This window comes from Hymenobacter jeollabukensis (genome assembly GCF_005771675.1).
In the GTDB taxonomy this organism is placed as follows: domain Bacteria; phylum Bacteroidota; class Bacteroidia; order Cytophagales; family Hymenobacteraceae; genus Solirubrum; species Solirubrum jeollabukense.
Window position 1 is genome coordinate 88,855 of sequence record NZ_VAJM01000015.1, and the last position, 24,480, is coordinate 113,334.

Below are 24,480 nucleotides of genomic sequence, written 5' to 3' on the forward strand. Positions count from 1 at the left end.
CCGGCGGGGTCCCCAGCTAGCTTTGAGACTCTTCGGTCTCCATTCACCTGCTTATGCTTTCTTCTTCTTGTGGTGCGGGCCTGCGTCGGGGCCTGAGCGCGGTTCTGCTGCTGGCCCTGGCTGCCAGCTGCGCGGCCCCCGGACCGGCCGCCCGCCGCGCCCCCGCCGCGCCCCCGTCATTCCAGGTTCCCATCGAGTATTATACCCTGCCCAACGGCCTGCAGGTGGTGTTGTCGCCCGAGCACTCGGCGCCGCTGGTAACGGTGGATCTGCACTACCGCATAGGGTTCCGGCAGGAGCCGGTGGGGCGCACGGGTTTCGCGCACCTGTTCGAGCACCTGATGTTTCAGCCCTCGCCCCAGCTGGGGGCCGGCGGCTTTGCTGGCCTGGTGCAGCAAAACGGCGGCGTGCTGCAGGGTTCCACCCGCTACGATTTCACCACCTACTACTGCACCGTGCCCGCGCACAAGCTGGAAACCATGCTCTGGGCCGAAGCCGACCGTATGCGAGGCCCCGTGCTGACGCAGGTCATGCTGGACAAGGAGCGCAACGTGGTGAAAAACGAGGTGCGCGAGCGGGTGCTCAATCAGCCCTACGGGGGCTTGACCTGGCTCGACATGCCGCAGGTGGCCCTGCAGAACCGCGCCAACGCCCACAACTTCTACGGCGACTTCCGCGACCTGGACGCGGCCACGCTGGCCGAAACGCAGGCGTTTTTTCGGACCTACTACGCCCCCAACAACGCCTGCCTGGTGCTGACGGGCGACTTTGAGCCGGCCGAAGCCAGAGAATGGATTCAGCGCTACTTCGGCCCCCTGGCGGCCGCCCCGCGCCCGCCGCAGCCCGACACCCGGGAGCCCCGGCAGCGGGCCGAGCGGCGCATTCACCGCGCCGATTCGCTGGTTAGCCGCCCGGCTCTGGCCTTCGCCTATCATCTGCCCGAGCGCGGCACGCCGGCCTACTACGCCATGGGCCTGCTCGACCAGATCCTGTTGCAGGGCAACGACAGCCGCCTGACCCAGGCCCTGGCCCAGCGGCGCGGCTACGCCAGCGCGGTGAAAGGGGGCGCGAACGTGGAGCTGGGTAACCTCTTCAACTACGAAGGCCCGATGCTGTGGACCGGCAGCCTGCTCTACGACCCGCAGGTGCCCGCCGACTCGGTGGTGGCGGCGCTGGATCAGGAAATCAACCGCATCATTGAGCAGGGCGTCGACGCCGAGACGCTGGCGCTGGCCCAGCAAAAGCTGCGCGCCAGCCTCTACGACTTGCTAGGACAACGCTACGGCTATGGCACGGCCGATCTGCTGGCCTGCTTCGCCCTCTTCGACCACGACCCACACAAGCTGAACCGGCTGGAGGCCGAGTTTCAGCGCGTGACGCCAGCCCTGGTGCAGCGTACCGCCCGCGAATACCTGCGCCTTACCAACCGCACCCTGCTGTTCGTGACGCCCGCCGCTGCCAAACCCGCCACCTCCTCCCGATGAAATCTTCTCTGCTACTCCTGCTGAGCGGCTTGCTGCTCGGCCCGCTCACTGCGCTGGCGCAGCACATTCCGGCGGGCGCCCCGCCCCGCCCCTTCCGGCTGCCTGCCCGCACCACTTTTACGCTGCCCAACGGACTGAAAGCGCAGCTAGTACCCTACGGCAACCTGCCCAAAGTTACCGTGAGCCTGGTACTGCAAACCGGCAACGTACACGAGCAAGCCACCGAAGCCGGCCTGGCCGACATCGTTGGAGGGCTGCTCAGCGAGGGCAGCCACGAAGTACCGGCCGCTGCCCTGGCCACCCAGGTAGCCCATATGGGCGGCACGCTCAACGTGGCGGTGGGCGAAACGGAAACCGCCCTGTCGGCTACGGTGCTGGCCGAGCACAGTCCGGCCTTCGTGGCGTTGCTCGGGCAGCTGATGCAACAGCCCGCCCTGCCCGCCGCCGCGCTGCCGCGCGTTACGGCCGATTTGAAGCGGCGGCTGGCCCAGTATGGTGCCCAACCCGGCACCCAGGCCCGGCTGGCGTACGCTGGTGCCTTGTTCGGTTCTCATCCCTACGGTCGGGGTCTGCCCGCGGAGGAGCAGCTCGATGCGCATACCATTGAGCAGGTGCGCGCCTTTTACGCCCGCGAATACGGTGCCCAGCGGGCTAGCCTGTACATAGTCGGCCGCTTCGATACCGCCGCCGTGCGCCCGGCCGTAGGGGCGGCGCTGGGCGGCTGGGCGCGGGGACCGGCGCGCCACGTCGAAGTGCCGCAGCCGCAGGCGCGGGGCCAGCTGCTCGTGCTGGATCGGCCCGGGGCCCAGCAGACGTCGGTGGTCATGGGTCTGCCGGTGGTGCCGCCCTCCCACCCCGATTACAACGGACTGCGGCTGATGAATACGCTGCTAGGCGGCGGCCTGACATCCCGGATTACCCGGAATATCCGCGGCGACAAGGGCTACACCTACGGCAGCACCAGCAGCATCTACCCGCGCTACGGCTGCGCCGACTGGGGCGAGGGCTCCGATGTGGCCACGGCGCATTCGGCGGATGCCCTGCGCGAGATATTCAAGGAAATTATCCGGCTGGGCCAGGAGGCGCCACCGGCCCAGGAGTTGCGAGAGGTGCAAGAGCAGGAAGCCGGGCAGTTTGTGCTGCGGAACTCGTCGCCGGCCGGTATTATCACCCAGCTCCGTTTCCTTGACCTGCACGGCCTGCCCGACAGTTACCTCACCGAGCAGGTGCCGGCCCTCTATGCCATCACGCCCGCGCAGGTACAGGAGCTGGCCCGGCAATATCTGCGCCCGGAAGCTATGACCGTGGTGCTCGTCGGCGACCGGGCCACGCTGACCCGGCAGCTACAGGGCTTCGAGGTGCAGGGCCGCCGACTATGGTAGCGCACCTATTTTCTTGCTGGCAACTAAAGGCAACAGCGGAGGGGCTCGGAAAGCCGTAGTGGCTGTTGCAGAACTGACCGCTTGCTGATGAGGCTGCGTATGCAAGGTCAGAAGCACTTCACCAATCAAGAGGTCACGCATTTTCGCCTCTCCGAGCGCGTGCCCCCGCACAATTTCTACCGCCGGCTGGCCGAGCTGGTGGATTGGGGCTTTCTCCACCACGCGACTAAAGACCTCTACAGCCACACGGGGCAGCCCTCGCTCGATCCGGTGGTGTTCTTCAAGCTCGTGTTGGTAGCACGCTTGGAAAACTTGGTTAGTGACCGGCGCCTGATCGAGCACTGCGCCCTGCGGCTGGACATCTTGCTGTTCCTGGGCTACGAGGTGACGGAAGCGCTACCCTGGCACTCGACCGTGAGCCGCACCCGGCAACTGTATCCGGCGGCGGTCTTCGAGCGCCTGTTTGACCACGTCTTTGCCCAGTGCGTTGCGCAGGGCTTGGTCGCCGGCGACACGCAGGCGGTGGATTCGGCGCCGGTCAAAGCCAACGCGTCGCTGCATCGCCTCTGCCAGAAGCAGCCCATCGCGGCCCTGGTGCCGCGCCTGCACCTGACCGATGCGGCCACCAGCGAGTCCCCACCGCTGCCTGCGGTGGCCATTCTGGATACGCCCGCGCACGTGCTGCGCCGCGTGGCCACGCGGCAAGCCCAGCAGCAAACCGGGCACCTGGGCGCCAGCCGGCCAGGGGCGCGTCTGGTCAGCAATAAAACCCACTACAGCCCGACCGATCCGGACGCGCGCATCTCCGTCAAGACGGGCAAAGCGCGGGCGCTCAACTACCTCTGCAGCCTGGCGGTCGATACGGCCCACGGCGTGATCAGCCATGTGCAGGCTGACTTTGCCGACAGCCGCGACAGCGTACACCTGCCGCAACTGGTGGAGCAGCTGCACCAGCGGTTACTCGCGCAGGGCCTGCCCCTGCAGGACCTGATTGCCGATACGAACTATTCCAGCGGCGTGAACTATGCCCTGCTCGAGCAACGTGGCATCACGCCCTGGATTCCCGTCTTCGGGCGCTACAAAGCCGACGTGGAGGGCTTCACCTACGACGCGGTAGCAGACGGCTTTACCTGTCCAGCCGGCAAGAAACTACGCTTTGTCGCCTACGAGACGAGTCTGGATGGGGGCCTTTCCAAGGGCTACCTGGCCTCGAGCCGGGACTGCCGGTTGTGCGCCCACAAGCCCACCTGCGCGCCCAAAACCAAGAAACGCCGCATCGCGCGCACGGCCTACGACCCGTGGTACCGCCGGGCCCTGCACCGCCAGCACAGCCGGCAAGGGCAACGGATGCGGCGCAGGCGCCAGAGCACCGTCGAGCCCGTGTTCGGCAGCCTGCTCCACTACTACGGCCTGCGCCGGGTCAACACACGCAGCCGTGCCAGCGCCCACAAAACCATGCTGCTCGCCGCCGTGGCCTACAACTTGAAGAAGCTACTGCGCCACCAGCCTGCGCAACGTCTGGCACTGGCCATGGCACTGCCCAAGACAACGCTGACATCCTCTGGTGCCCAATCGCTGCAAGGAATACCCAAACACAGCATCTTGTCAATTGTGTGTTCCTGGTAAGCGAGAGTTCTGCAACAGCCACAATGGCTTTCCGAGCCCGGCGTCCCCGAGCCCCGCCCCAGGACAAGTGGTCGAAAAGACAGGGCCAGAAAGTCGGGCCAAAAATAAACGGCGGTTTATCTTTGTGAACCCGACTTTCTGACCCGCATGAACAAAGTTTTCGGTTATGCCCGCGTCTCCACCCTCGACCAGAACTTGGACACCCAGCTCGACATCCTGACCAAAGCCGACTGCGACCGCATCTTCCAGGACAAGGTCACGGGCATGAGCCTGCAGCGGCCCGCACTCGACGAGCTGCTGGGCTTGCTGCGCGAAGGCAACACGGTGCTGGTGGCGCGTTTCTTCCGCCTGGGCCGCAGCCGCGACCACGTCATTCACCTGGTCAACTCCTTTCACCAGCGCGGCATCCACTTCAAGGCCCTCGACTTGGGAATGGGGTCCCACTAGAGTTGGAACGAAAAACAACGCTAAGGAAATCAACGATGAATTCTCAGAAAGCCTCCACCGACGCGGATAGCGAGTCGTTGATTCGTGAGAACAACGAATGAGACAATTTCCACCGTGCATCGGCGAGGCGGCCGTTGCCGCTTCGCCCGGGCCGTAATAATCCCCGTTTTGTGAGACTCTGTATTTTTCTGAAACTAGTTGACCAACCGGTAGCCCCAATCTGAACCACACCCTAGGCGGAACTTATCAGCTGGGTTGCTATTCAAATCCGCTCCCCGTACCCGCATCTGAGGGCCCTTGCTGGGGCCGCCGCCGTTGGTTGCTCTCGGCTCCATCCTGCCCGAAGCGGTAGCTGAATGTCAGTATAGCAATGCGCGACTCGCGCTTGTTGCGGCTGACAGCGTCGAGATTAGGACCGTAAGCCGTGAAGTTGAAGCGCAGGGTGTTGAACACGTCCGACACGCGCAGGGAGAGGCTGCCTCGGTCGCCGAGCACGGCGTACTTGGCGGCCACGTCGGTGTTGAAGGTGGTCAGGCGGCGGCCCTGGGCCGACACCACCGGCGAGCGGTAGTTGGCCGACACCTGCACATCGAGCTTCTTCACCGGCGTGAGCGTGGTGTTGACGCGGGCGGTGTATACGAAGTTACTGTTGTTGATGTCGGTGCTTGGGCCGGTGCCCTTGATGATGCGCCGGAAGGCCGAGGCCGTGCCGTTGAACTTCCAGAACGAGGTCAGGCTAGTGGCTCCGATCAGCTCCAGGCCGTAGTTCGTCTCGTCGCCCAGGTTCAGGCGGGTGTTATTGGTCACCACGTTGCCGGTCAGCGGGTCGGTGATAATTGCCCGAAACCCTTTGATGGTCTGCGTTTCGACGTTGTAAAAGGCCGTCGTGGTCAGCGAGTTATTCTTGCCGAAAAACTTTTGGTGGCCCAGCTCCACGGCGTGGATGTATTCGGGCAGCAGCAGCGGATTGCCGGTGCTCAGGTTCAATGGGTCAGAGCGGTCGGTGAAGGGGTTCAGCTCGCCCTGGTCGGGGCGCTGCACGCGCTTGGAGTAGCTCAGGCGCAGCTGCTGGTCTTGGCTGAGTTCGTAGCTGAGCACGGCGCTTGGAAACACGTTCAGGTAGCTGCGCCGGAACTGCTGCCCGGTCGAGAGCTGATTGCCGTGGGTGTTGGTCTGCTCGGCCCGCACGCCGGCCTGGTAGCTCAGGTGGCCCAGCGCGTTGCCATAGGTGGCGTAGGCGGCCTGGATGTACTCCTGGTAGAGAAAGTGGTTCGACGGGTCGAAAGCCAGCGGCAGGGTGCTACTGAAGCGGTAGTCATTGTCGTACTGGCGCCAGACGCTCTTGGCCCCGGTTTCCAGCCGACTTTTCTCGCCCAGTGGCTGCACGTAATCCACCTGCCCCGAACCTTGGTGCAGGCGGTTGTCGAAGTGCTGCTGCTGACCGGGCCGGGCGCCGCCGTCGAGGTAGTACAGGCGCGAGTCGATGGTGTTCTGACCGAACAGGGGCGTGTAAATGGCGCTGGCCGTCAGTTCCCGACCCTTCTGCCCGGCCCAGGTGCGGCGGTAATCCAGCGTCACGTCGGCCGAGCGGTTGGTGCTGCGGGCGGTGTTGCTGCGGTCGGTGGTGCCCAGGCTGTCGGCGTAGCGGCCGGTGTCGACGAAGTTGAATTGCCGCGCGGCAATATTCTCCCAGCTGTGGCCCGCGTTGTAGCGCGGCTGCACCGAGAAGGTCAGCGTCTGCTCGGGCGTGAGGCTGTAGTCCAGCCCCAGCCGCAACGCGTTCGACTGGTTGTAGACAACACCCTGGCGATTCTGCCGCAGGACGCGCCGGGTGCTGGTGCCGGCCGCGTCGGTGCTGGTGATGGTCTGGTCCAGGGAGCCGTAGCCGGTGCGGCGGTCATGGCGGCCGTCGTAGGTCACGAACACGTTCACCTTGCCCTTGCGGTAGTTCAGGCTCAGCGCGCCGTTGTACTTGTCCTTGGTGCCTGCGCCGGCCGTAGCCTGCCCGTTGAGCCCGTCACGGCGGTTTTTCTTGAGCACGATGTTGATGATGCCGGCCGCGCCTTCGGCGTCGTAGCGGGCCGAGGGGTTAGTAATGACTTCCACCGACTCAATCTGCGAGGCCGGAATCTGGTCGAGCGAGACGCCTCTGCCTCCACCAGCCGCGCCTGAGGGCTTGCCGTCGATGAAGATGGTCACGCCGCTGGAGCCGCGCAGGCTCACCGCGCCGTTCTGGTCTACCGTCACGGAGGGCACGTTCTGCAGCACATCGGCTGCGGTGCCACCCACGGCCGTCAGGTCCTTTGCCACGCTGACGACCTTTTTATCGAGCCCGGCCTGCACGACAGCTCGTTCGCCCTGAATGACTACATCTTTGAGCTGAGTCGCCGTCGGGCGCAGGCGTAGGGTGCCCAGGTCCACAGGGGTAGCGGCCACCGTCACGGGCTTGCGGCCGGGGCGGTAGCCTAGCACCGTAGCGCGCAGGGAGTAGCTGCCGAACACCACTTTATCGAGTACGAAGGCGCCGCTTTCGGTGGTTTGGGCGCCGGCCACGAAGCTGGAATCCTGGGCGCGCAGCAGCACCACGTTGGCGAAAGGCAGCGGTTGGTTGGTGGCCGCGTCATAGAGCAGCCCGCGCACGGTAGCCGTCGACTGGGCCCGCGACGTCAGCGGGGTCAGTAGTACTACCAACACCACCCACAACGGGTGCTTCAGGCGCTCCAGGCGAAAAAATGTATTCATTCGTTCAAAAGGTAGCCGGGACGAAACCTGCAGCAGGCTTCGTCCCGGCCATTCACTCACTCACGTTCACTCCGGTACTACTTCTTATCGGCTTTCGCGTCGTCGGCTTCGGTCTTGACCACCCCACCGTTGGCGTCGAAGATGACGTCCATCTTCTTGCCGGGCTTGCGCAACTCGGCCTCGTAGGTGGTAGCGCCGGTGGCCGCCGTCACAATTTTGGCCGCCTCCGTCACCTGGTAGCCGGCGTAGGCACTGGTTAGCTTGCCGCACACGGCCGCCGGCAGTTGCGCCACCCGGATTTCCGTCTCGGTTTCCAGCAGCTTCCCATCCGCCGTCAGCACCACCGACAGTTCCTCGGCGCCCTGCTTAAACTCGGCCTCGTAGTTGCCGTCTTCCTTTTCCCACTTTACCTGCTTGGCCGCCGGGTGGGCTTTGTGGAAAGCAGCCGTTACGGCGGCGGGTACTTGCTTGTCCGTCAGCTCCTGGGCCTGGACGGCAACGGCTGCACCCATAGTCAGGGCCAGCAGCAACAACGTTTTTTTCATGGGGCAATGCGGGTTACATGGTTGACGCTGCAATCCTACACCCCGTTTCTGTGGTTTTTCTGGCGTCTTCTATCCACCGCAAAACGGCGATTCTGCTCTAGTCTAGGCGAAAACGCTGTCTGCCTCAGCCGCACAGGTTACAGCATGACCACCACGGTTGCTCCCGCAGCGCCGTTGAGGTAGCTGGGAATGACTACGGCTCGGTCGCCAAGGCCCTTGCGTAGCTGCCGGTGAAGCCAGGGGTAGGCCCAGTACGCCAGCTCAGTGGATACGATGCCCACCGCCGCGCCGGCCATGACGTCGGACAGCCAGTGGTTGTCCTTGGCAATGCGCAGGCCGCCGGTGGCCGTGGCGGCGGTGTAGCCGCCCACGCTGTACCAGAGGCTGCGCCCACCGTACTCCTTGTGCAGCAGCGTAGCCGCCGAAAACGCGGCGCTGGTGTGCTGGCTCGGGAAGGAGTCGAAGCTGTTGCCCAGGGGGCGCTCCACGCGGGTCAGGTGCTTGAGGCGGCTGGTCAGGGCGTTGTTGATGGTGTAGCTCAGGCCGAACAGCAGGGCCTGGTTCAGCGTGTTGTGCCGGCCCCGTACGCCCGCCAGGCTGAGGCCCAGGCTGGCATAGGCGGGTACGTGCCGCAGCTGGTCATCGAGGTTGGTGCGGATGCGCAGGTGCTCGTGCACTTCCTCACGCAGCCCTTCGTCGGATTCCAGCACGTCCACTTTCTCAGTGCCGAGCACGGCCAGCGTCAGCAGCGTAGCCGGCACGATGGTACGCCGGAATGCGGGGCGTGCGGTGAAGCGCGGCCGTGGCGCATCCGCCGACCGGCGGAGTGTGTCGGTCGGCTCGCGTCCGAGTTGCCAGGACTGGGTAAGCCAGCGGACAGTTGGCGTTTGGGCGGCCAGCCTGGACGGCCGGCTGCACCACAGCAAGAGCAGCAAACAGCCGCCCCGTACGAGCATTAGGGTTGTCGGGGGGAGCATCCGGCAATCAATGAGGGAGATGGAGGGCGAAGCGGCTCGGTTGCCGGCAGCACCCGAGCCGCAGTTTACTGGGCAATTCTGGAGTAAATCTGAAGCCGTACCCGGCCGTTGGTTCAGGACGTGGGCGTCGCAGCGGCTGGTTCCGCTCCTTTCTCGCGCCCGAAGGCCCAGTACAGCGCTGGCATCCCCAGCAGGTTCAGCACCGTGGAGGTGACGACGCCACCCAGGATGACCACAGACATGGGGTGCTCGATTTCGGCGCCGGGTACGTTGCCACTCACGATGATGGGCAGCAGCGCCAGCACCGAGGTCAGGGCCGTCATGATAATAGGCGACACGCGCTCCAACGACCCGCGAATGACCAACTCCTTGCCAAAGGGCACGCCTTCTTCGCGCTCCAGGTGCTGGTAGTGGCTCACCAGCATGATGCTGTTGCGGGCCGCCACGCCCAGCACCGTGATGAAGCCCACAATGGAGCCCAGCGAGAGGACACCCCCGGTTAGGAACGCCGCCAGCAGGCAGCCCGACACGGCGAAGAACAAGCTCAGTATCCCGAGTACCGCCAGCCGGACGGTGCCGAAATCGGTGTAGAGCACCAGGAAGATGCCGATGAGCGAGAGGCCGACCAACATCAGCATGCGGTTCTGCGAAGCCTGCCGCTCGGCGTACTCGCCCAGGATTTCGGGGTGATAGCCGGCGCCGAACCGCACCTGGTCGACCTGCGCCTGCACGTCGCGGGCCACCGAGCCCAAGTCACGGCCGCGCACGTTCAAGGTCACGTCGATGCGGCGGGAAGAAGCTTCGCGGGTAATTTCGTTGGGCGTGGGCACGATGCGCACGTCGGCCACCTCGCTCAGCGGCACCGAGCCGCCGGTGGGTACGGCAATCAGCAGGTCGCGCACGGCCCCAAAATCCGCCCGCACGGCCGGTTGGCCCCACACGGCCACGTCGAAAATCTTCTGTTCCTGGTAAATCTCGCCCACCTTGCGGCCGCGCACCAACGTGCCGATGGCCCGCAGCAGGTCGCCGGGGCTCAGGCCGTAGCGCGCCGCCGATTCGGGCCGGAGCTTCACCTGAATCTGCGGCACCAGCGTCTGCTGCTGCACTTTCAGGTCCACCACCCCGTCGACGCCCTCCAACCGGGTGCCCACTTCCTTGGCCTTGGTGTAGAGCTGGTCGAGGTCGGGACCGAAGATGCGGACGACCACGGTGGCCGAGGTGCCCGTCAGCACTTCCTTGATTCGTTCGCGCAGGTAGGTCAGCAGGTCGCGGTACAGGCCGGGGTAGCCGTCCACCACTTCCTGGATTTTGGCCACCGTCGCCTCGTAGTCCACGTTGGGGTCCACAGAAATCCACAGCTCGGTGAAGTTTGGCCCGACCACCTCGTCGGCCACCTCGGCCCGGCCGATGTGGGCGCCGAAGTTGCGCACACCCGGAATGGCCCGCAGCTCCTTGCTGGCCCGCACCGTAATGCGCGACATGGCCGGCAGCGAGGTGCCGGGCTTCTCCACCCAGTGCATCAGAAAGTCGTATTCCTTGAAATTGGGCAGAAACTCCTGCCCGAAAAACGGCAGCGTGAGCATCGACGCCACCGCCACGCCCGCCAACGTCCAGGCTACACGCTTGGGCCGTGCCAACAGGGCGGGCAGCAGGCGGCCGTAGTGACGCTTCAGCCACGCCACGACGGGCGCCTCTTTGGCTTGTTTCTCGGCCGCTTTGGGCAACAATAGCAGAGCCAATGCAGGGGTCAGCGTCAGAGCTACGAAGAGCGAGGCGAGGATGGCCAGCACGTAGGAAAACGCCAGCGGCTGGAAAAACGCCCCCGACAGGCCCGGCAGCAGGAAGATGGGCAGTAGCACCAAGGCGACGATGAGCGAGCCGTAAATCACGGCCGAGCGCACTTCCATCGACGCCTCGAACACCACCGCGAAGGCCGTTTGGGGCGAGCCGGCTTCCCGGTTCAGCCGCAGCCGGCGCATGATGTTTTCCACGTCGATGATGGCGTCGTCGACCACCTCACCCAGCGCGATGATGAGGCCGGCCAGCACCATCGTGTCGATGGTGCGGCCGGAGTAGCGCAGCACCAGCGCGGCGGCAATGAGCGAGGTCGGCAGCGCCAGCGCGCTTATGAGGGCCGTGCGCCACTCGTAGAGGAAGAACAACAGCACCAGCACCACCAGCACGCAGCCGATGAGCAGGGACTTGTTCAGGTTGTCGAGCGACATTTCGATGAACGTCGCGGGGCGGAAGATGGTCGAGTCGATTTCCAGCCCTTTCAGGCCGGGGCGCATGGCGTCGAGGGCGGCTTCCACCTGCCGGGTCACGTCGAGGGTGTTTGCGCCGGGCTGCTTTTCCACGATGAGCAGCAGGCCGGGGCCGTCGTTAATCACCGCGTCGCCGATGGGCGCGGGGAAGCCTTCGACCACTTGCGCCACCTCACCCAGCTTCAGACTCACGCCGTTGCGGAAGGTCACCGGCATCTGGGCCAGGTCGGCGGCCGACTGAATGGCCGCGCTCTGCGACAAGGCCAAGCGCTGGTTCGGCGTGTCGACGAAGCCCCCGCCGGCCAGGGTGGTGGCTTCGGCGGCGGCTCGTTCCACGTCGGCCAGGGTCAGGCCCAGGTTGCGCAGCTGCTCGGGGTTCACCAGCACCTGCAGCTGCCGGTCGCGCTGCCCCCAGATGGCGACGTTGGCCACGCCGGGCACGGCCATCAGGCGCGGCCGGACGCTCCAGCGGGCCAGCGTGGTCATCTCCACTTGTGTCAGGCTATCTGAGGAAACCCCAATCTTAAGCACCCGGCTGGTGGACGAGAGCGGGGAGAGCATGACCGGCGGCCGGGCCACCGATGGCAAGGTGGGCGCCACCCGGCTCAGGCGCTCCTGCACCGCCTGCCGAGCGTCGTTGATGTCGATGCCTTGCGGGAAGTACAGCACCACCGACGAGAGGCCCAGCACTGATTTAGAGCGGATTTTCTTGACGTCGGGCGTGCCGTTCAGGGCGTTTTCCAGCGGCACGCTCACCAGGGCTTCCACCTCAGCGGTGCTCAGACCGGGCGCTTCCGTCTGCACTTCCACGTAGGGTGGGGCAAACTCCGGAAACACATCCAGCGGGGTGTTGCGCACCACCTGCAGGCCCGCAACGAGCATCACGCCGAAGAGCACGACGATGACCAGGCGCAGTCGCAGCGCCGATTCTACCAACCACTTCATAGGGTGAGATTGTGAAGTGGTGAATTGGTGAGTTCGATGTTCGGGAGGTCAATACCGCGCCGCTTGCGCAGGCAGAATGACATGCACCCATTCACCATTTCACCAACTCACCGTTAGTGGCTTCCGCCAAATTCGGTTCCGAATAACTCCGCCGCGCCGTCAGTGACGACGACGGCCCCGGCCTGCACCCCGCGCGACACCACGAGCTGGTCGCCCACGGCGCGCTGCACTTCCACCCGCTGCCGGGTGTACTGCTGCGGAGCGGTGCGCACGTACACCCACTGCCCACCCGAGGCATCGTAGAGCAGGGCGGCGGCCGGAATGGTCAGGGCCGGCGCACTGCCGTTACCCGTGCCGGCAGCGTTGCTGAGGTTCACGTCCACGGCCACCCGTTCGCCGGGGCGGAAGGCTTCGTCGGTGTTGTCGACCTCAAAGAACACATCGGCCGTGGCCGTGCCCGAAGCAGCGCCCAGCGTCGGAGCGTCCACCGGGCGTCCCACACGAGCCGCCCCGCCGTTCAGCGGCCGGACCGACACCGTCTGGTCGGCGCCCAGGCGGCGTAAGTCGCCCACGAACAAGGGCACGCGCACCCATACTTTATTCAGGGCCGCCAGCTCCACCAGCACCGTGTTGGTGGTGACGATGGTGTTCGGCGCTACCGCCACACGCTGCACCACGCCGCTCAGCGGGGCTTTGATCGGCAACGCCTGCCCGCCGCCGCTGTTGCCGCTCATGGCCGCCTGCCGGGCTTGCGCGTCGGCCAGGTTGCGCTCGGCCAGGGCCACGTCGGCGCGGGCGTCGTCGCGGGCCCGCACGCTGCCCGCCCGGTCGGCCAGCAGCTCCTCGGCCCGCTGCAAGCGGGCCCGGCTGACGCGCAGCTGAATGCGCGCCTGCTCGGTGCCCTGGTTTAGGGTCAGCAGGTCGCGCTCGGGCGGCAGTGGCACCAGCTGGTACAAGGTCTGGCCCTGGCGCACGCGCTGGCCGGCCGTCAGCTGCTCGCCGCCGCGCAGGGTGCCCTGCACCGGCGCTACGAGGGTAACGGCCTGCCCCGGCACCGCCTGGACTTCGCCGCCGACTTCGCGGGTGGCCTGCACCCGGTCAGTTTTTAGCGTCACCGTGCGGATACCCAGGCGCTGCTCGGCCTGCGGGGTGATGCGGACGGTCGTCAGGTCTGATTCCTTGACTGGGTTCTGCACCTCGGACGGACTCTGGTGCTGGGGTTTCTCGTTTTTACTGCAGCCAGCCAGCGTGAGCAGGCTCAGCAAGGACAGCAGGCAACGAAGCGGTGGCGGTTGGCAGTTCATGAAGGTTATGCGTGGTACCCGCCGCTGGCGTACAACCGGGCCGACGACGGAAAATGAGGGGTACACTATCGTTAGAAGCGGGCACCGCCCACGGCGTAGCGGAGCCGGGCCAGGGCGCGGCGTTGGTCGGCCCGCGCTTCGGCGGCCCGCTGGCGGGCGTCGAGCAGCTGCCGGGTGGTTTCGGCGACCTGCACGTAAGGGAAGTCACCGTTGACGAAGGCGTTGGTGGAGCGTCGGAGCGCGTCCTGCAGGCTGGGCAGGTAGCTGTTGTCCCACAGCGCCACGCTGCGGCTGGCCTGTTCGTATTGCGCGTAGGCTTCGCGCACGTCGAGCCCCACCGTTTGGCGCAGCGCCAGGTACTGCCACGCCGCCTGTTCCAGCTCGGCCCGCACCCGCGCGATGCGGCCCTGGTTGCGGTTGAAAATGGGCAGCCCGATGGCCGCGCCCGGTCCGAGCTGAATCGGGTTCGGGTCGTTGAGGCGCGCATTCAGGGACAGCACGAACGAAAACACCCGGCTTCGCTCCCACTGCAACCGCCGTCCGGTCGCCTCGATGCCGATGCGGGCCGCCCACAGGTCGGGCCGGGCCGCGTAGGCCGAGTCCAGCAGCGCGGGCAGCGGTGGCACGGCGGCGGGGAGTGTAGTTGTCGGGGTGAAGCGCACGGAATCGGCGTTCAGCGTATCCAGCCGCAGCGTGGCCAGCAGCCGCAGGCGCGCTACCTGCGCATCACGGCGGGCGCGCAGGTAGTCGTCCACTGCCCGGAGGGAATCGGCACTGGGCGCCACAGTCTCCAGTTCGCTGGCTTCACCGACTCGATAACGGGAGCGGACGATACGCGCCACTTCCGCCCGCATCCGAATGGCTTCCTGGGCAATGCGCACCCGCTCGTCAGCCAGGCCCACGTCGGCGTAGGATACCTGCGCGTCGCGGCCCACCATCAGGCCGCGGGCCACCAGGTTTTCGGCCACGCGCTGGGTTTCCAGCTGGGCGGCCCCCACCCGCAAGGGCCGTTGCCACAGCAAATCAGCGGCAACGTTCAGCGCCAGCGAAAACGGGGCGGTGCCGTACGACGTCACGGCCGATAGCACCGGGTTGGTGAGCAGGCCGGCGTCCTGCAAATCGGCCTGCGCCAGGGCCAGCGTCGCCAGGTCGGCCTGAAACGCGGGGTTGCGCGTCAGGGCCAAGCGGGTGGCAGCTTCCTCGCTAAGCCCGGTTTGCACCTCCGGCGGCAGGGCAACTGGGGCGGCGGCCGGCTGGGCGGCCCCCAACGTGTAGCCGGCGCGGCGTTGCAACCGGTTGGCTACGTGCGCCCGGTCGTAGGTGGATTTGGTGCTGACGCAGCCGGCCAGCAGCAGCGGCAGCGCCCACAGCCAGGGCCGGCAGGAACGTAGCAGCCGGGCGGCGGCTGGCGAAGGACAGCTAGTGGAACCTGAAGGAGTGCGTTTCAAGACGGTCAGCAATGGGTGGAACATGAACCCGGGCGCGGCCTCAGTCGCCGGTTTCGGGGTGGGGTACTTCCGTACCGTCGGCGCGCAGGTACAGGTCGTGGGCGCGGCCCGTGCGGGCGAGTTCAGCTTCGTAAAGCGTATCAACGCCCCGCACGAGGACGGCGGCCTCTGACACCTGGTACCCGGCGTAGTGCGTGGTCAGCCGCTGGCGCACGGGACCGGGCAGTTGCGCCGGTGGTATCTGCCGCTCCGTTTCCGTTATCTGGCCGGCTGGGTTGAGCATGATCCACGTTTTCCAGAACGTCTGGCCGTCGGCAAACTCGGCTTCGTACTCCGCGCCTTCCCTCGTCCAGACGACAGCGGCGGCATTGGGGTAGGCCCGGTGCAGGGCGCTGGTGACGGCTACCGGAATGGTGGCTTGGTCGAGCGTCGTCACCCAGCCGGCCTCCCGGCCCCACAGCCAGGCGCCCAGTCCGACGATGCCCAGCACCGTACCCGCGTTGAGTAGTTTTTTCATGTGACCAGGGTGGAATGAGCCGACCAGGGGCCGTAGCGGCTGCCCACGCAAAATCCGATGCAACGCATTCGGTCAGGCGTCAAGCAACCAAGCAGCCAAGGCCGGCGAGAGGCAGTATCTTTTTGCACTCGACAGATCATTACGGCTTCAAAATGACCTTTAATGCCGTTTTAATCTTCCTGCTTTGGTACTTAATCAGTAGATGAAGATTTCGTGAAGAACCTTTTTTGCAACACTACGCACCCATTCTGTAGAGAATCTGTAGGTGTAATCCCGATTCGTTTGCCGTGGCCGACTGAGTGAATTGGAGCCCGGAAAAAAAATCGGCCCACCCCGTTTTACTAGGGTGGGCCGACTTAGTCAAAGCGGGCGGTACGGGCAGGGCAGCCGGGTTAGAACTGCGCCCGCAGCGTGTGCCAAGCGCCATCAGGCGTGAAGGTGTAGCGCAGCTGCCCGCCGTAGAGCCCACATATCTGTTGGGCGATACTCAGGCCCAGGCCGGGTGAGTCGGAGGCGGCGTTGTGCTTGCGGAAGCGCCCAAGCAGCTGCGTAGGGTCGCCGTCCAGCGGCAGGCCGGTGTTGCGGATTTCCAGCGCGTGGGCGTCGAGGCGGATGCGCAGCTGGCCGCCGGGCACGTTGTGCTTCACCGCGTTCTGCAGCAGGTTGCTCACCAGCGAATCGGCTAGGGCCGGGTGCATGGCCACCGACAGCGGAGCCGCTACCTGCAGCTCCGGCTCGATCTGTTTGGCTTCCAGAAACTCTTGCAGTTGTCCCAGCTTGTCGCGCACCAGCCCATCGAGCTGCACCGGCCGGGCCTCGGTAAACTGGCGGTTCTCGATCTTGCTGAGCAGCGTGAGGGCCTGGTGCAGGCGCGACAGTCGCCGTGTGGCCCGGTACAGCTCGTGCACCGGCTGCGCGGCGGTTTCGGGCAGCTCCGGCAGCTGCATGAGCTGCTCCAGCTGGGCCTGCATGATGGCCAGCGGCGTCTGCGTTTCGTGGGCCGCGTTTTCGGTGAACTCCTTCAGCGCCTGGTAGTCGGCCGTCACGCGCTGGGTGAGCTGGGCTAGGGCCTGGTTCAGCTCGCTGAACTCGTCGATGGGCGTGGCGGGCAGCTCCAGGGCCTGCGGCTGCTGCAGGCGGTAGCCGCGCAAAGAGTCCAGCGTGCGGTAAAACGGGGCCCACAGCCAGCGCGACAACCACCGATTCAGCAGCACCAGGCACCCCAGCAACCCGCCCATGACGGTCAGCATCACCGTCAGCACCACTTCCAGCACATCGCCGGTTTCGATGAGTGACTTGCGCAGCGTGAGGCCGTAGCGCTGCCCGTGCAGCTCCACCGCAAACGACACCTGGCGAAACGGCACCAGCGTCCGTTCCACCGGGTCATAGATCAGGGTATCACCCAGGCCGGGCGGACGCACGCTTTTACTGATGGTCAGCTCGTTGGGATTGGTCATCGACGGCAACGCGCCGGCTTGGCGGATGCGCTGCCGCAGGTAGTCCCGGTGAAACAGCAGTTGCTCGTCGACTTCCTCGGCCAGGGCCCGCTGAATGCCCACGTACAGCACGCCTGTACCCAGCGCGAACAGCACGAGCACCAGGATCAGGTAGTAGCGGTTGGTGGTGGTAAGGAGCTTCACGGGTTCGTTTTTCGGTGCTCGTTTTTCGTTGTTCGTTTTCGGCAGGGGCGCGGGCCTGCATCCGAGGTCCGAAAAACGAACAACAAAAAACGAAAAACGCGACTTTAATCTTCCGTTACGAGCTTGTAGCCCAGGCCGTAGATGGTGCGGATATAGTTGTCGGCGCCAGCGTCCTGCAGCTTCTTGCGCAGGTTCTTCAGGTGAGTGTAGATGAAGTCGAAGGAGTCGGCCATATCCGCCGCGTCGCCCCAGATGTGCTCGGCAATGGCTTCTTTGGTCAGTACGCGGCTGGGGTTGGCCAGGAAGAACAGCAACAGGTCGTATTCCTTGCGCGTGAGCGTGACGGGTTGCTCGTGCACCAGCACCAGCGCCTGGTCGGGAAACACGGTCAGGTCGCGAAAGGCCAGGTGGCGCTGGCCCTGAAACTGCCGCCGGCGCAAAATGGCGCGCAGGCGGGCGTTGAGCTCGGCCAGGTGAAAGGGCTTGGCCAGGTAGTCGTCGGCGCCGAGCTCCAGGCCCTGAATCTTGTCGTCGAGCCCGTCGCGGGCGGAAAGGATGAGCACGCCGGCTTCGGACTTGTCCGCCTTGAGCGTGCGCACCAGGTTCAGGCCGTTGCCGTCGGGCAAGGTCAGGTCGACCAGCACGCAGTCGTACTGGTAGAGCTTGATTTTCTCGTGCGCTTGCCGGTAGCTCTCGGCCGTTTCGCACACGTAGCCGTCGTGGCGCAGGAAATCCAGCAGCGAGGCGCGCAGGGGCGCTTCGTCTTCAACAATCAGGACTTTCAAGCTGTCAAGTGGGCTAATTGCGAGCAGAAAAACAAATGAGGACGGCAAGCAAAGCTTGAATTCTGAGGAAAAGCTGTAGTTGGTTTTTAAACGCAACGGCGCGGGAAAGGGCGGCGTACCAAGCCTGTCGAAGGGATTAAAAAACCATTAAAAACAACATTCCGACAACTCCAGCATTCCGCCAGAATTGGGCGGTTCCTTTACCGCACTTTCCAACGCTGCTTGCCTTGTTTTCACGTTCTGCTTTCTATTCAGGCCGCTCGGGCGGCCGGCTGTTCCTGACTGCCGCACTGCTGGGGCTGAGCGTCGGCGCGGCCCGGGCGCAGCAGGAGCTGCGCACGCTCGACGAGTTTCTGACCCTGGCCCGCAACACCAGCCCGCTGCTGCGCGACTACGCCGGGCAAGTAGCCCAGAACCGCATCGACAGCCTGCGCCGGGCGGCCCAGCAGCGGCCCCAGCTGACCGGCAACGCGGCGGCCGTGGCGGCGCCCATCATCCGCCGCCGCGCCAACGGCGAAGGCGGCTTCGGCTACGACGAGGCCGTGTCGAACGGGGGCAACTACGCGGCCTTCGTGGGCGCCACCCAGCCGGTGCTCGGCGGGCCGGTGCTGCGCAACGACTACCGCATCCTCGAAAGCCAGGGCCTGGTGCTGCGCAACACGCGCCAGCTGGCCGGGCTGGATTTGCGCCGCAGCATCACCGACCAGTTTCTGACGGCCTTCGCCGCCGAGCAGCAGTGGACCTACAACCAGGAGCTGCTGCGCACCCTCAACCAGCAGGACGCGCTGCTGCGCAAGCTGGTCAACGGCGGCGTGTACAAGCAGACGCAGTATTTGGCCTTCTACGCCTCGGTGCGCAACCAGGAAGTGACCACCCAGCAGGCGCGCCTGAGCTACCGCCGCGAGCTGGGCACGCTGCGCTACCTGGCCGGCGCCCCCGACACGGCCCTGGTGCTGCTCGACAAGCCCCAGCCGCCCACCTACCGCCCGCTGGCCGGCCTGGGCTCCATCACGCAGCGCCAATACACGCTCGACTCGCTGCGCCTGCGCCTCGACCGCGAAGCCGTGGACCTGACGTACCGGCCCCGGCTCAACTGGGTGCTCGACGCGGGCCTGCAGTCGGCCAACCCGGCCCCGCTCTACCTCTCGCACAACGTGGGCTTCAGCGGGGGCCTGACGCTGACCGTGCCCATTTTCGACGGTCACCAGCGCCAGCTCAGCTACGACCGACTTCGGATTGCGGAGCAGACGCGCACCGGCTACCGCGCCTTTCTCACCACCCAGCGCCGCCAGCAGTACCAGCAGCTCCAGGGCATTGCCCGCGAGGCGGACCAGCTGCTGGCCAGCATCCGCCGGCAGGTGGGCATTGCCGCGGCCCTGGTCGATGCCGGCCGCCAGCAACTCACCACCGGCGACATCACCATCCTCGATTACCTGCAGCTGGTGAGCAGCTACCGCAGCCTGCAGTTCAGCCTCACCCAGGCCGAAACCGAACGCCTGCGCAACCTCTACGCCCTCGATTACCTGGGCGAGTGAGCTGTCAGTTATCAGTTGCGAGTTGTCCGTTTCACCGTGAAATCCATGCCTTTGCCCGCTCCTACTCTGCCTGTCACCCGTCCCGCCGCGGCTCCGCTGCTTTTGCCCAGCCTGGGTTGGGCCCTGAGGCTGCTCTTGCCGCTGCTCCTGCTGCTCCAGGCCTGCGGCGGCGCGGCCGACCCGGCCGCCGACGAAGCCACGGCCGAGGAAGAAATCCACGCCCGCGCCGCCGTGACGGTGGGCCACGTGCAAACCGACACCGTGACGGACGTGCTGCACCTGACCGGCCTGACGGCCTATCCGGCCAAGGACATTCTGCGCGCCACCACCACCGGCTACCTCGTGGCGCCGGTGCCGGTGCCGGGCCAGCGCGTGGGCGCGGGCCAGACGGTGTTTACGCTGCAGACCAAGGAGTCGCGCACCCTGCACCTGGACCAGCTGACCGGCGACCCGAAGCTGCGCTTCAGCGGCATCATCCGCATTCCGAGCCCGCGCGCCGGCGTGATGGCCACCGTGGACAAGCTGGCCGGCGACTACGTGCAGGACGGCGAGCAGCTCGGCACGGTGTACGACCAGTCGCGCTTCGGCTTCGTGCTCGACGTGCCCGTCACGCAGCTGCGCTACGTGCATCCCGGCCAGCGCTGCCGCATCACCCTGCCCGACGGCCGCGTGCTGCCCGGCCGGGTGGCCGAGCCGCTGCCCGCCGCCGACGTGACGGTGCAAACCCAGCGCTACACGATAAAGCCCCTGGGCCCGGTGCCCCAGCTGCCCGAAAACCTCACCGTCACCGTCGACCTCGACAAAACCGCGCCGCAGCTGGCCGCCACGCTGCCCCGCGAGGCCGTGCTCAGCGACGAAACGCAGACCAGCTTCTGGGTGATGCGCCTGCTCAACGACAGCACCGCCGTGAAAGTCCCGGTGCGCCCCGGTCCCGAGCAGGCCGGCCGCGTCGTCATCCAAAGTCCATCCTTCTCCCCCACCGACCGCATCGTGCTGACCGGCAACTACGGCCTGGACGATACCGCCGCCGTGCAGCTGCCCGCCCAGCCGGAGCCGAAAGAATAAGCCGGCCGCCCAACCGCGGAACGGCATCCCGAGGCGCGGCCCGAAGTACCTCGCGGGCTGATGGTATTCTCCTGGTTCAACGAAGGAATTGCTATCCAGCGAGATGTCTCGACAAGCTCGACATGCAGGGCCATTAGCACCCAACACTCCCCCCATGCGTCCATCCGTTTTTCAAGCTTACAAAGCCCCGATTGCCGTGGTGCTGGCCCTGGGCCTCGCGCTGGGCGTGCTGGCCTACCGCCGCATCTCGGTGGCGCTGTTCCCGGAAGTCACCTTTCCGAAGGTGAAAGTCATTGCCGACAGCGGCCTGCAGCCCGTCGACCGGATGATGGTGACGGTGACCAAGCCCATGGAGGACGCCATGAAGCAGGTGCCGGGCCTGACGCTGCTGCGCTCCACCACCAGCCGCGGCAGCTGCGAAATATCGGCCTACCTCGACTGGAACGTGGACGTGGTGCGCAGCCAGCAGAACATCGAGTCGCGGCTGAACCAGATCCGCAGCGACCTACCGGCGGGCACCCAGATCAGCGTGGAGCGCATGAACCCGGCCATTCTGCCCGTGATGGGCTACACGCTGGAAGGCCCCGGCCGCTCGGCCCTGGAGCTGCGGCGGCTGGCGCTGCTGACCGTCAAGCCCTTCGTCTCGCAGGTCGACGGCGTGTCGGCGGTGCAGATTCAGGGCGGGCGCACCAAGGAGTTTGAGGTGGAGCTGCTGCCCGACCAGTTGGCCGCCCTGGGCCTGACGCCCACCGACGTGAGCACCATGCTGGGCCAGACCAACTTCGTGCAGAGCAACGGCTACCTAGCCGACTACCGCCGCCTTTACCTGACCGTCACCGACGCCACCATCACCGGCAAATCGGACGTGGAAAACGTGGTGCTGCGCAACGACGGCCGCCGCATCGTGCGCCTCGCCGACGTGGCCACCGTGCGCGTGGCCGAGCAGCCCGAGTACACCCGCATCAACGCCAACGGCCACGACGCGGTGCTCATCGGTGTGCTGCGCCAGCCCGACGCCAACGTGGTGCAGGTGGCGGCCGGCGTGCGGGCCAAAATCAAAACCCTGCAGGCCGGCCTGCCCCGCGGCATCCGCCTGGCACCCTACTACGACCAGTCCGATTTCGTGTCCGAAGTCGTGCGCTCGGTGCAGGATTCGCTCTGGATTGGCCTCGCGCTGGCCCTGGCCGTTACGGCGCTGTTTCTGCGCTCCTGGCGGGCCTCGCTCACCATTCTGCTCACCATTCCCATTGCCCTGGCTCTTACGGTGGCGGTGCTGTATTTCGGCCTGGGCTACTCCTTCAACATCATGACGCTGGGGGCTGTGGCCGCCGCCATCGGCCTGATGATTGACGACGCGGTGGTGATGGTGGAGCAGCTGCACCGCGTGGGCGAGGAGCACCCCGAGGCGTCTACCAGCGAAATCGTGGCCCGCTCGGTGCAGCACCTGCTGCCGGCCCTCGTCGGCTCGTCGCTGAGCACCATCGTAATTTTCCTGCCCTTCGCCCTGCTCGGCGGCGTGGCCGGGGCCTACTTCAAGGTGCTGGCTACCACGATGGTGGTGGCGCTGATCTGCTCCTTCCTGGTGGCCTGGCTAGGCTTGCCGGTGCTGTATCTGCTGCTCTCGCGCATCGGGTTCGGGGAAAAAAAGCCGGCTGGGGAGTCGCTCAACGATAGTGGTACTACGACGTTGAGTCGTAGTACCACTTCCGGCACGCCGGCCCTACCGTCGGGGTCGGCGGGTGAAGACCCTGCAAACCACGGCCTGACCGAAGCGGCCCACCACGAAATTCCCTGGGTGCGCTCCGTCATTCGTCACCCGGCCTATTCGGTGGTGGGCGTGGCGCTGCTCATCGGGCTGATGTGGTTTATCATTCCGCGCCTGGCCACCGGCTTTCTGCCCGAAATGGACGAGGGCGCCATCGTGCTCGACTACAACTCGCCGCCCGGCACCTCGCTGGAGGAAACCGACCGCATGCTGCGCCAGGCCGAAAAGCTCATCGTGCGGGTGCCGGAAGTGGCCAGCTACTCGCGCCGCACGGGCACGCAGATGGGCTTTTTCATCACCGAGCCCAACAGCGGCGACTACCTCATCCGCCTGAAAACCGACCGGAAGCGCACCACCGACGAAGTCATCGACGACATCCGCCAGCGCATCGAAAGCTCGCAGCCGGCCCTGGTCATCGACTTCGGCCAGGTTATCGGCGACATGCTGGGCGACCTGATGAGCACTGTGCAGCCCATCGAAATCAAGCTCTTCGGCCCGAACGCCGCCACCCGCTACGAGCTGGCAGATAAGGTGGCCGGCATCGTGGAAAGCACGCCCGGCACGGCCGACGTGTTCAACGGCATCGTGCGCGTGGGGCCGTCCATCGACGTGCGGCCCGAGCCCGCGCGCCTGGCGCAGTTCGGCCTCACCGCCACCGACTTCCAGACGCAGCTGCAAACCCAGCTGGCGGGCGTGGTGGCCGGCAACGTGCTGGAGGGCGAGCAGCTGCTCAACATCCGCCTGCGCTACCCCGGCGCGGCTACCGCCAGCTTGCAGGAAGTGCGGCAGCAACCCATTTTCCTGCCGGGCGGGCAGCGCCGCCGCCTCGATGAGCTGGCCACGGTGACGGTGTCGGCCGGCGACGCGGAGCTGGAGCGCGAAAACCTGCAGGCCATGACGGCCATTACCGCCCGGCTCAACGGCCGCGACCTGGGCTCGGCCATGAGCGAAATCCGCCAGAAGCTCGACCGCGACCTGCCGCTGCCGCCCGGCTATTTCATCCAGTTTGGGGGCAGCTACGCCGAGCAGCAGCAGTCGTTCCAGGAGCTGCTCACCATCTTGGTCACGGCCTGCCTGCTGGTGTTTGCCGTGGGCCTGTTCCTGTTCCGCGACCTAAAGGCCGCCGCCCTCATCCTGCTGGTAGCCGTGCTCGGCCCCGCCGGCGGCAGCCTGGCACTGTACCTGACGGGCACGCCGCTGAACGTGGGCTCCTACACCGGCCTGATCATGGTGGTGGGCATCATCGGCGAAAACGCCATTTTCACCCTGCAGCAGTTCAACGACGCCCGCCAGAGCGCGCCCGTGGAGCAGGCCATCGGCTACGCCATTGCGGCCCGCCTGCGCCCCAAGCTGATGACTGCGCTGTCGGCCATTGCCGCGCTGCTGCCGCTGGCGCTGGGCATTGGGGCGGGGGCGCAGCTGCACCAGCCGCTGGCCATTGCCGTCATCGGCGGGCTGCTGCTGGCGCTGCCCTTGCTGCTGGTGGTGCTGCCCAGCCTGCTGCGCCTGGCCTACGGGCGTGGCAAAGCCGAGGCTGCGTCAGCCGTGGCGGCGGTCTGAGCAAGGCCCCGAACCGGTCAGCCCCAGATGAGCACCAGCGTGCCGGTGACGATGAGGCCCGCGCCCAGGCCGGTCTGCCAGGTGAGCTTCTCGCCCAGGAACACCACCGCCAGCACGATGGTCAGGGCCACGCTGAGCTTGTCGACGGGCGCCACCTGGGAAACCTTGCCCAGCTGCAGCGCCCGGAAGTAAAACACCCAGGAGAGGCCCGTAGCCAGCCCCGAGAGGCCCAGAAACAACCAGTTGGCGCGCGTGAGCGAATGAATTTCGCCGAGCCCGCCCCGGAAGTACACGATGCCCCAGGCCAGCACCAGGATGACGGTGGTGCGCACGGCCGTAGCCAGGTTGGAGTCGACGCCCTTGATGCCGATTTTGGCCAGCACGGCCGTCAGGGCCGCGAAGAGGGCGGAAAGCAATGCGAAAAGCCACCACATAAGCCGGAGCGAAAA

Annotated in this window: 17 protein-coding genes; 7 read left to right on the forward strand and 10 right to left on the reverse strand. The window is 66.0% G+C overall.

Annotated features, from left to right (window positions below):
• Positions 1–53: 53 nt before the first annotated feature.
• The 4 genes from FDY95_RS22370 to FDY95_RS22385 all read left to right on the forward strand — a co-directional run bounded on the left by FDY95_RS22370 (position 54) and on the right by FDY95_RS22385 (position 4,939).
• The gene (locus FDY95_RS22370; protein WP_138081217.1) at positions 54–1,484 is read left to right on the forward strand and encodes a M16 family metallopeptidase; all 1,431 of its coding nucleotides are present in this window, start codon (positions 54–56) and stop codon (positions 1,482–1,484) included.
• Positions 1,481–2,866 carry a M16 family metallopeptidase gene (locus tag FDY95_RS22375; RefSeq protein ID WP_138081219.1) on the forward strand — a complete coding sequence of 462 codons (1,386 nt, stop codon included), beginning with the start codon at positions 1,481–1,483 and terminating at the stop codon, positions 2,864–2,866. Before FDY95_RS22370 ends, FDY95_RS22375 begins: the two co-directional genes overlap by 4 nt.
• A 99-nt stretch (positions 2,867–2,965) precedes the next feature.
• A complete protein-coding gene (locus FDY95_RS22380) occupies positions 2,966–4,492 on the forward strand; it encodes an IS1182 family transposase (protein ID WP_171025799.1) in 1,527 nt (508 codons plus the stop codon).
• Positions 4,493–4,639: 147 nt separating this feature from the next.
• Complete coding sequence (locus FDY95_RS22385; RefSeq protein ID WP_138081222.1) at positions 4,640–4,939, forward strand: recombinase family protein; 300 nt, start codon at positions 4,640–4,642, stop codon at positions 4,937–4,939.
• A gap of 258 nt (positions 4,940–5,197) precedes the next feature.
• Here FDY95_RS22385 and FDY95_RS22390 read toward each other — a convergent pair whose 3' ends face one another.
• The 9 genes from FDY95_RS22390 to FDY95_RS22430 all read right to left on the reverse strand — a co-directional run bounded on the left by FDY95_RS22390 (position 5,198) and on the right by FDY95_RS22430 (position 18,106).
• Complete coding sequence (locus tag FDY95_RS22390) at positions 5,198–7,681, reverse strand: TonB-dependent receptor domain-containing protein (RefSeq protein ID WP_138081224.1); 2,484 nt, start codon at positions 7,679–7,681, stop codon at positions 5,198–5,200.
• Positions 7,682–7,758: 77 nt separating this feature from the next.
• Positions 7,759–8,226 (reverse strand): PepSY-like domain-containing protein, encoded by a 468-nt coding sequence (locus FDY95_RS22395; RefSeq protein WP_138081226.1) that lies wholly within the window; start codon positions 8,224–8,226, stop codon positions 7,759–7,761.
• Between the two features lie 137 nt (positions 8,227–8,363).
• Positions 8,364–8,987 carry a phosphatase PAP2 family protein gene (locus FDY95_RS22400; protein ID WP_171025800.1) on the reverse strand — a complete coding sequence of 208 codons (624 nt, stop codon included), beginning with the start codon at positions 8,985–8,987 and terminating at the stop codon, positions 8,364–8,366.
• A 329-nt stretch (positions 8,988–9,316) separates the two neighbouring features.
• The gene (locus tag FDY95_RS22405; RefSeq protein ID WP_138081230.1) at positions 9,317–12,412 is read right to left on the reverse strand and encodes an efflux RND transporter permease subunit; all 3,096 of its coding nucleotides are present in this window, start codon (positions 12,410–12,412) and stop codon (positions 9,317–9,319) included.
• Positions 12,413–12,525: 113 nt separating this feature from the next.
• Positions 12,526–13,677 (reverse strand): efflux RND transporter periplasmic adaptor subunit, encoded by a 1,152-nt coding sequence (locus tag FDY95_RS22410; RefSeq protein WP_171025801.1) that lies wholly within the window; start codon positions 13,675–13,677, stop codon positions 12,526–12,528.
• 110 nt (positions 13,678–13,787) lie between these two features.
• On the reverse strand, positions 13,788–15,164 hold the full coding sequence (locus FDY95_RS22415) for a TolC family protein (protein WP_171025802.1): 1,377 nt from the start codon (positions 15,162–15,164) through the stop codon (positions 13,788–13,790).
• A 40-nt stretch (positions 15,165–15,204) separates the two neighbouring features.
• The gene (locus tag FDY95_RS22420; RefSeq protein WP_138081236.1) at positions 15,205–15,681 is read right to left on the reverse strand and encodes a hypothetical protein; all 477 of its coding nucleotides are present in this window, start codon (positions 15,679–15,681) and stop codon (positions 15,205–15,207) included.
• 392 nt (positions 15,682–16,073) lie between these two features.
• Positions 16,074–17,321: a sensor histidine kinase gene (locus FDY95_RS22425; RefSeq protein ID WP_138081238.1), complete on the reverse strand. Its 1,248-nt coding sequence runs from the start codon at positions 17,319–17,321 to the stop codon at positions 16,074–16,076.
• Between the two features lie 104 nt (positions 17,322–17,425).
• Positions 17,426–18,106, reverse strand: coding sequence for a response regulator transcription factor (locus FDY95_RS22430; protein WP_138081240.1), 681 nt, complete (start codon positions 18,104–18,106; stop codon positions 17,426–17,428).
• 227 nt (positions 18,107–18,333) lie between these two features.
• On the opposite strand from FDY95_RS22430, the gene FDY95_RS22435 reads away from it, so the two are divergent.
• The 3 genes from FDY95_RS22435 to FDY95_RS22445 all read left to right on the forward strand — a co-directional run bounded on the left by FDY95_RS22435 (position 18,334) and on the right by FDY95_RS22445 (position 24,031).
• Positions 18,334–19,641 carry a TolC family protein gene (locus FDY95_RS22435; protein ID WP_171025803.1) on the forward strand — a complete coding sequence of 436 codons (1,308 nt, stop codon included), beginning with the start codon at positions 18,334–18,336 and terminating at the stop codon, positions 19,639–19,641.
• A gap of 51 nt (positions 19,642–19,692) precedes the next feature.
• Positions 19,693–20,706 (forward strand): efflux RND transporter periplasmic adaptor subunit, encoded by a 1,014-nt coding sequence (locus FDY95_RS22440; RefSeq protein ID WP_171025804.1) that lies wholly within the window; start codon positions 19,693–19,695, stop codon positions 20,704–20,706.
• 154 nt (positions 20,707–20,860) lie between these two features.
• On the forward strand, positions 20,861–24,031 hold the full coding sequence (locus FDY95_RS22445) for an efflux RND transporter permease subunit (protein ID WP_138081246.1): 3,171 nt from the start codon (positions 20,861–20,863) through the stop codon (positions 24,029–24,031).
• A 17-nt stretch (positions 24,032–24,048) separates the two neighbouring features.
• Here FDY95_RS22445 and FDY95_RS22450 read toward each other — a convergent pair whose 3' ends face one another.
• The gene (locus tag FDY95_RS22450) at positions 24,049–24,465 is read right to left on the reverse strand and encodes an EamA family transporter (RefSeq protein WP_138081248.1); all 417 of its coding nucleotides are present in this window, start codon (positions 24,463–24,465) and stop codon (positions 24,049–24,051) included.
• Between the last annotated feature and the right edge of the window lie 15 nt (positions 24,466–24,480).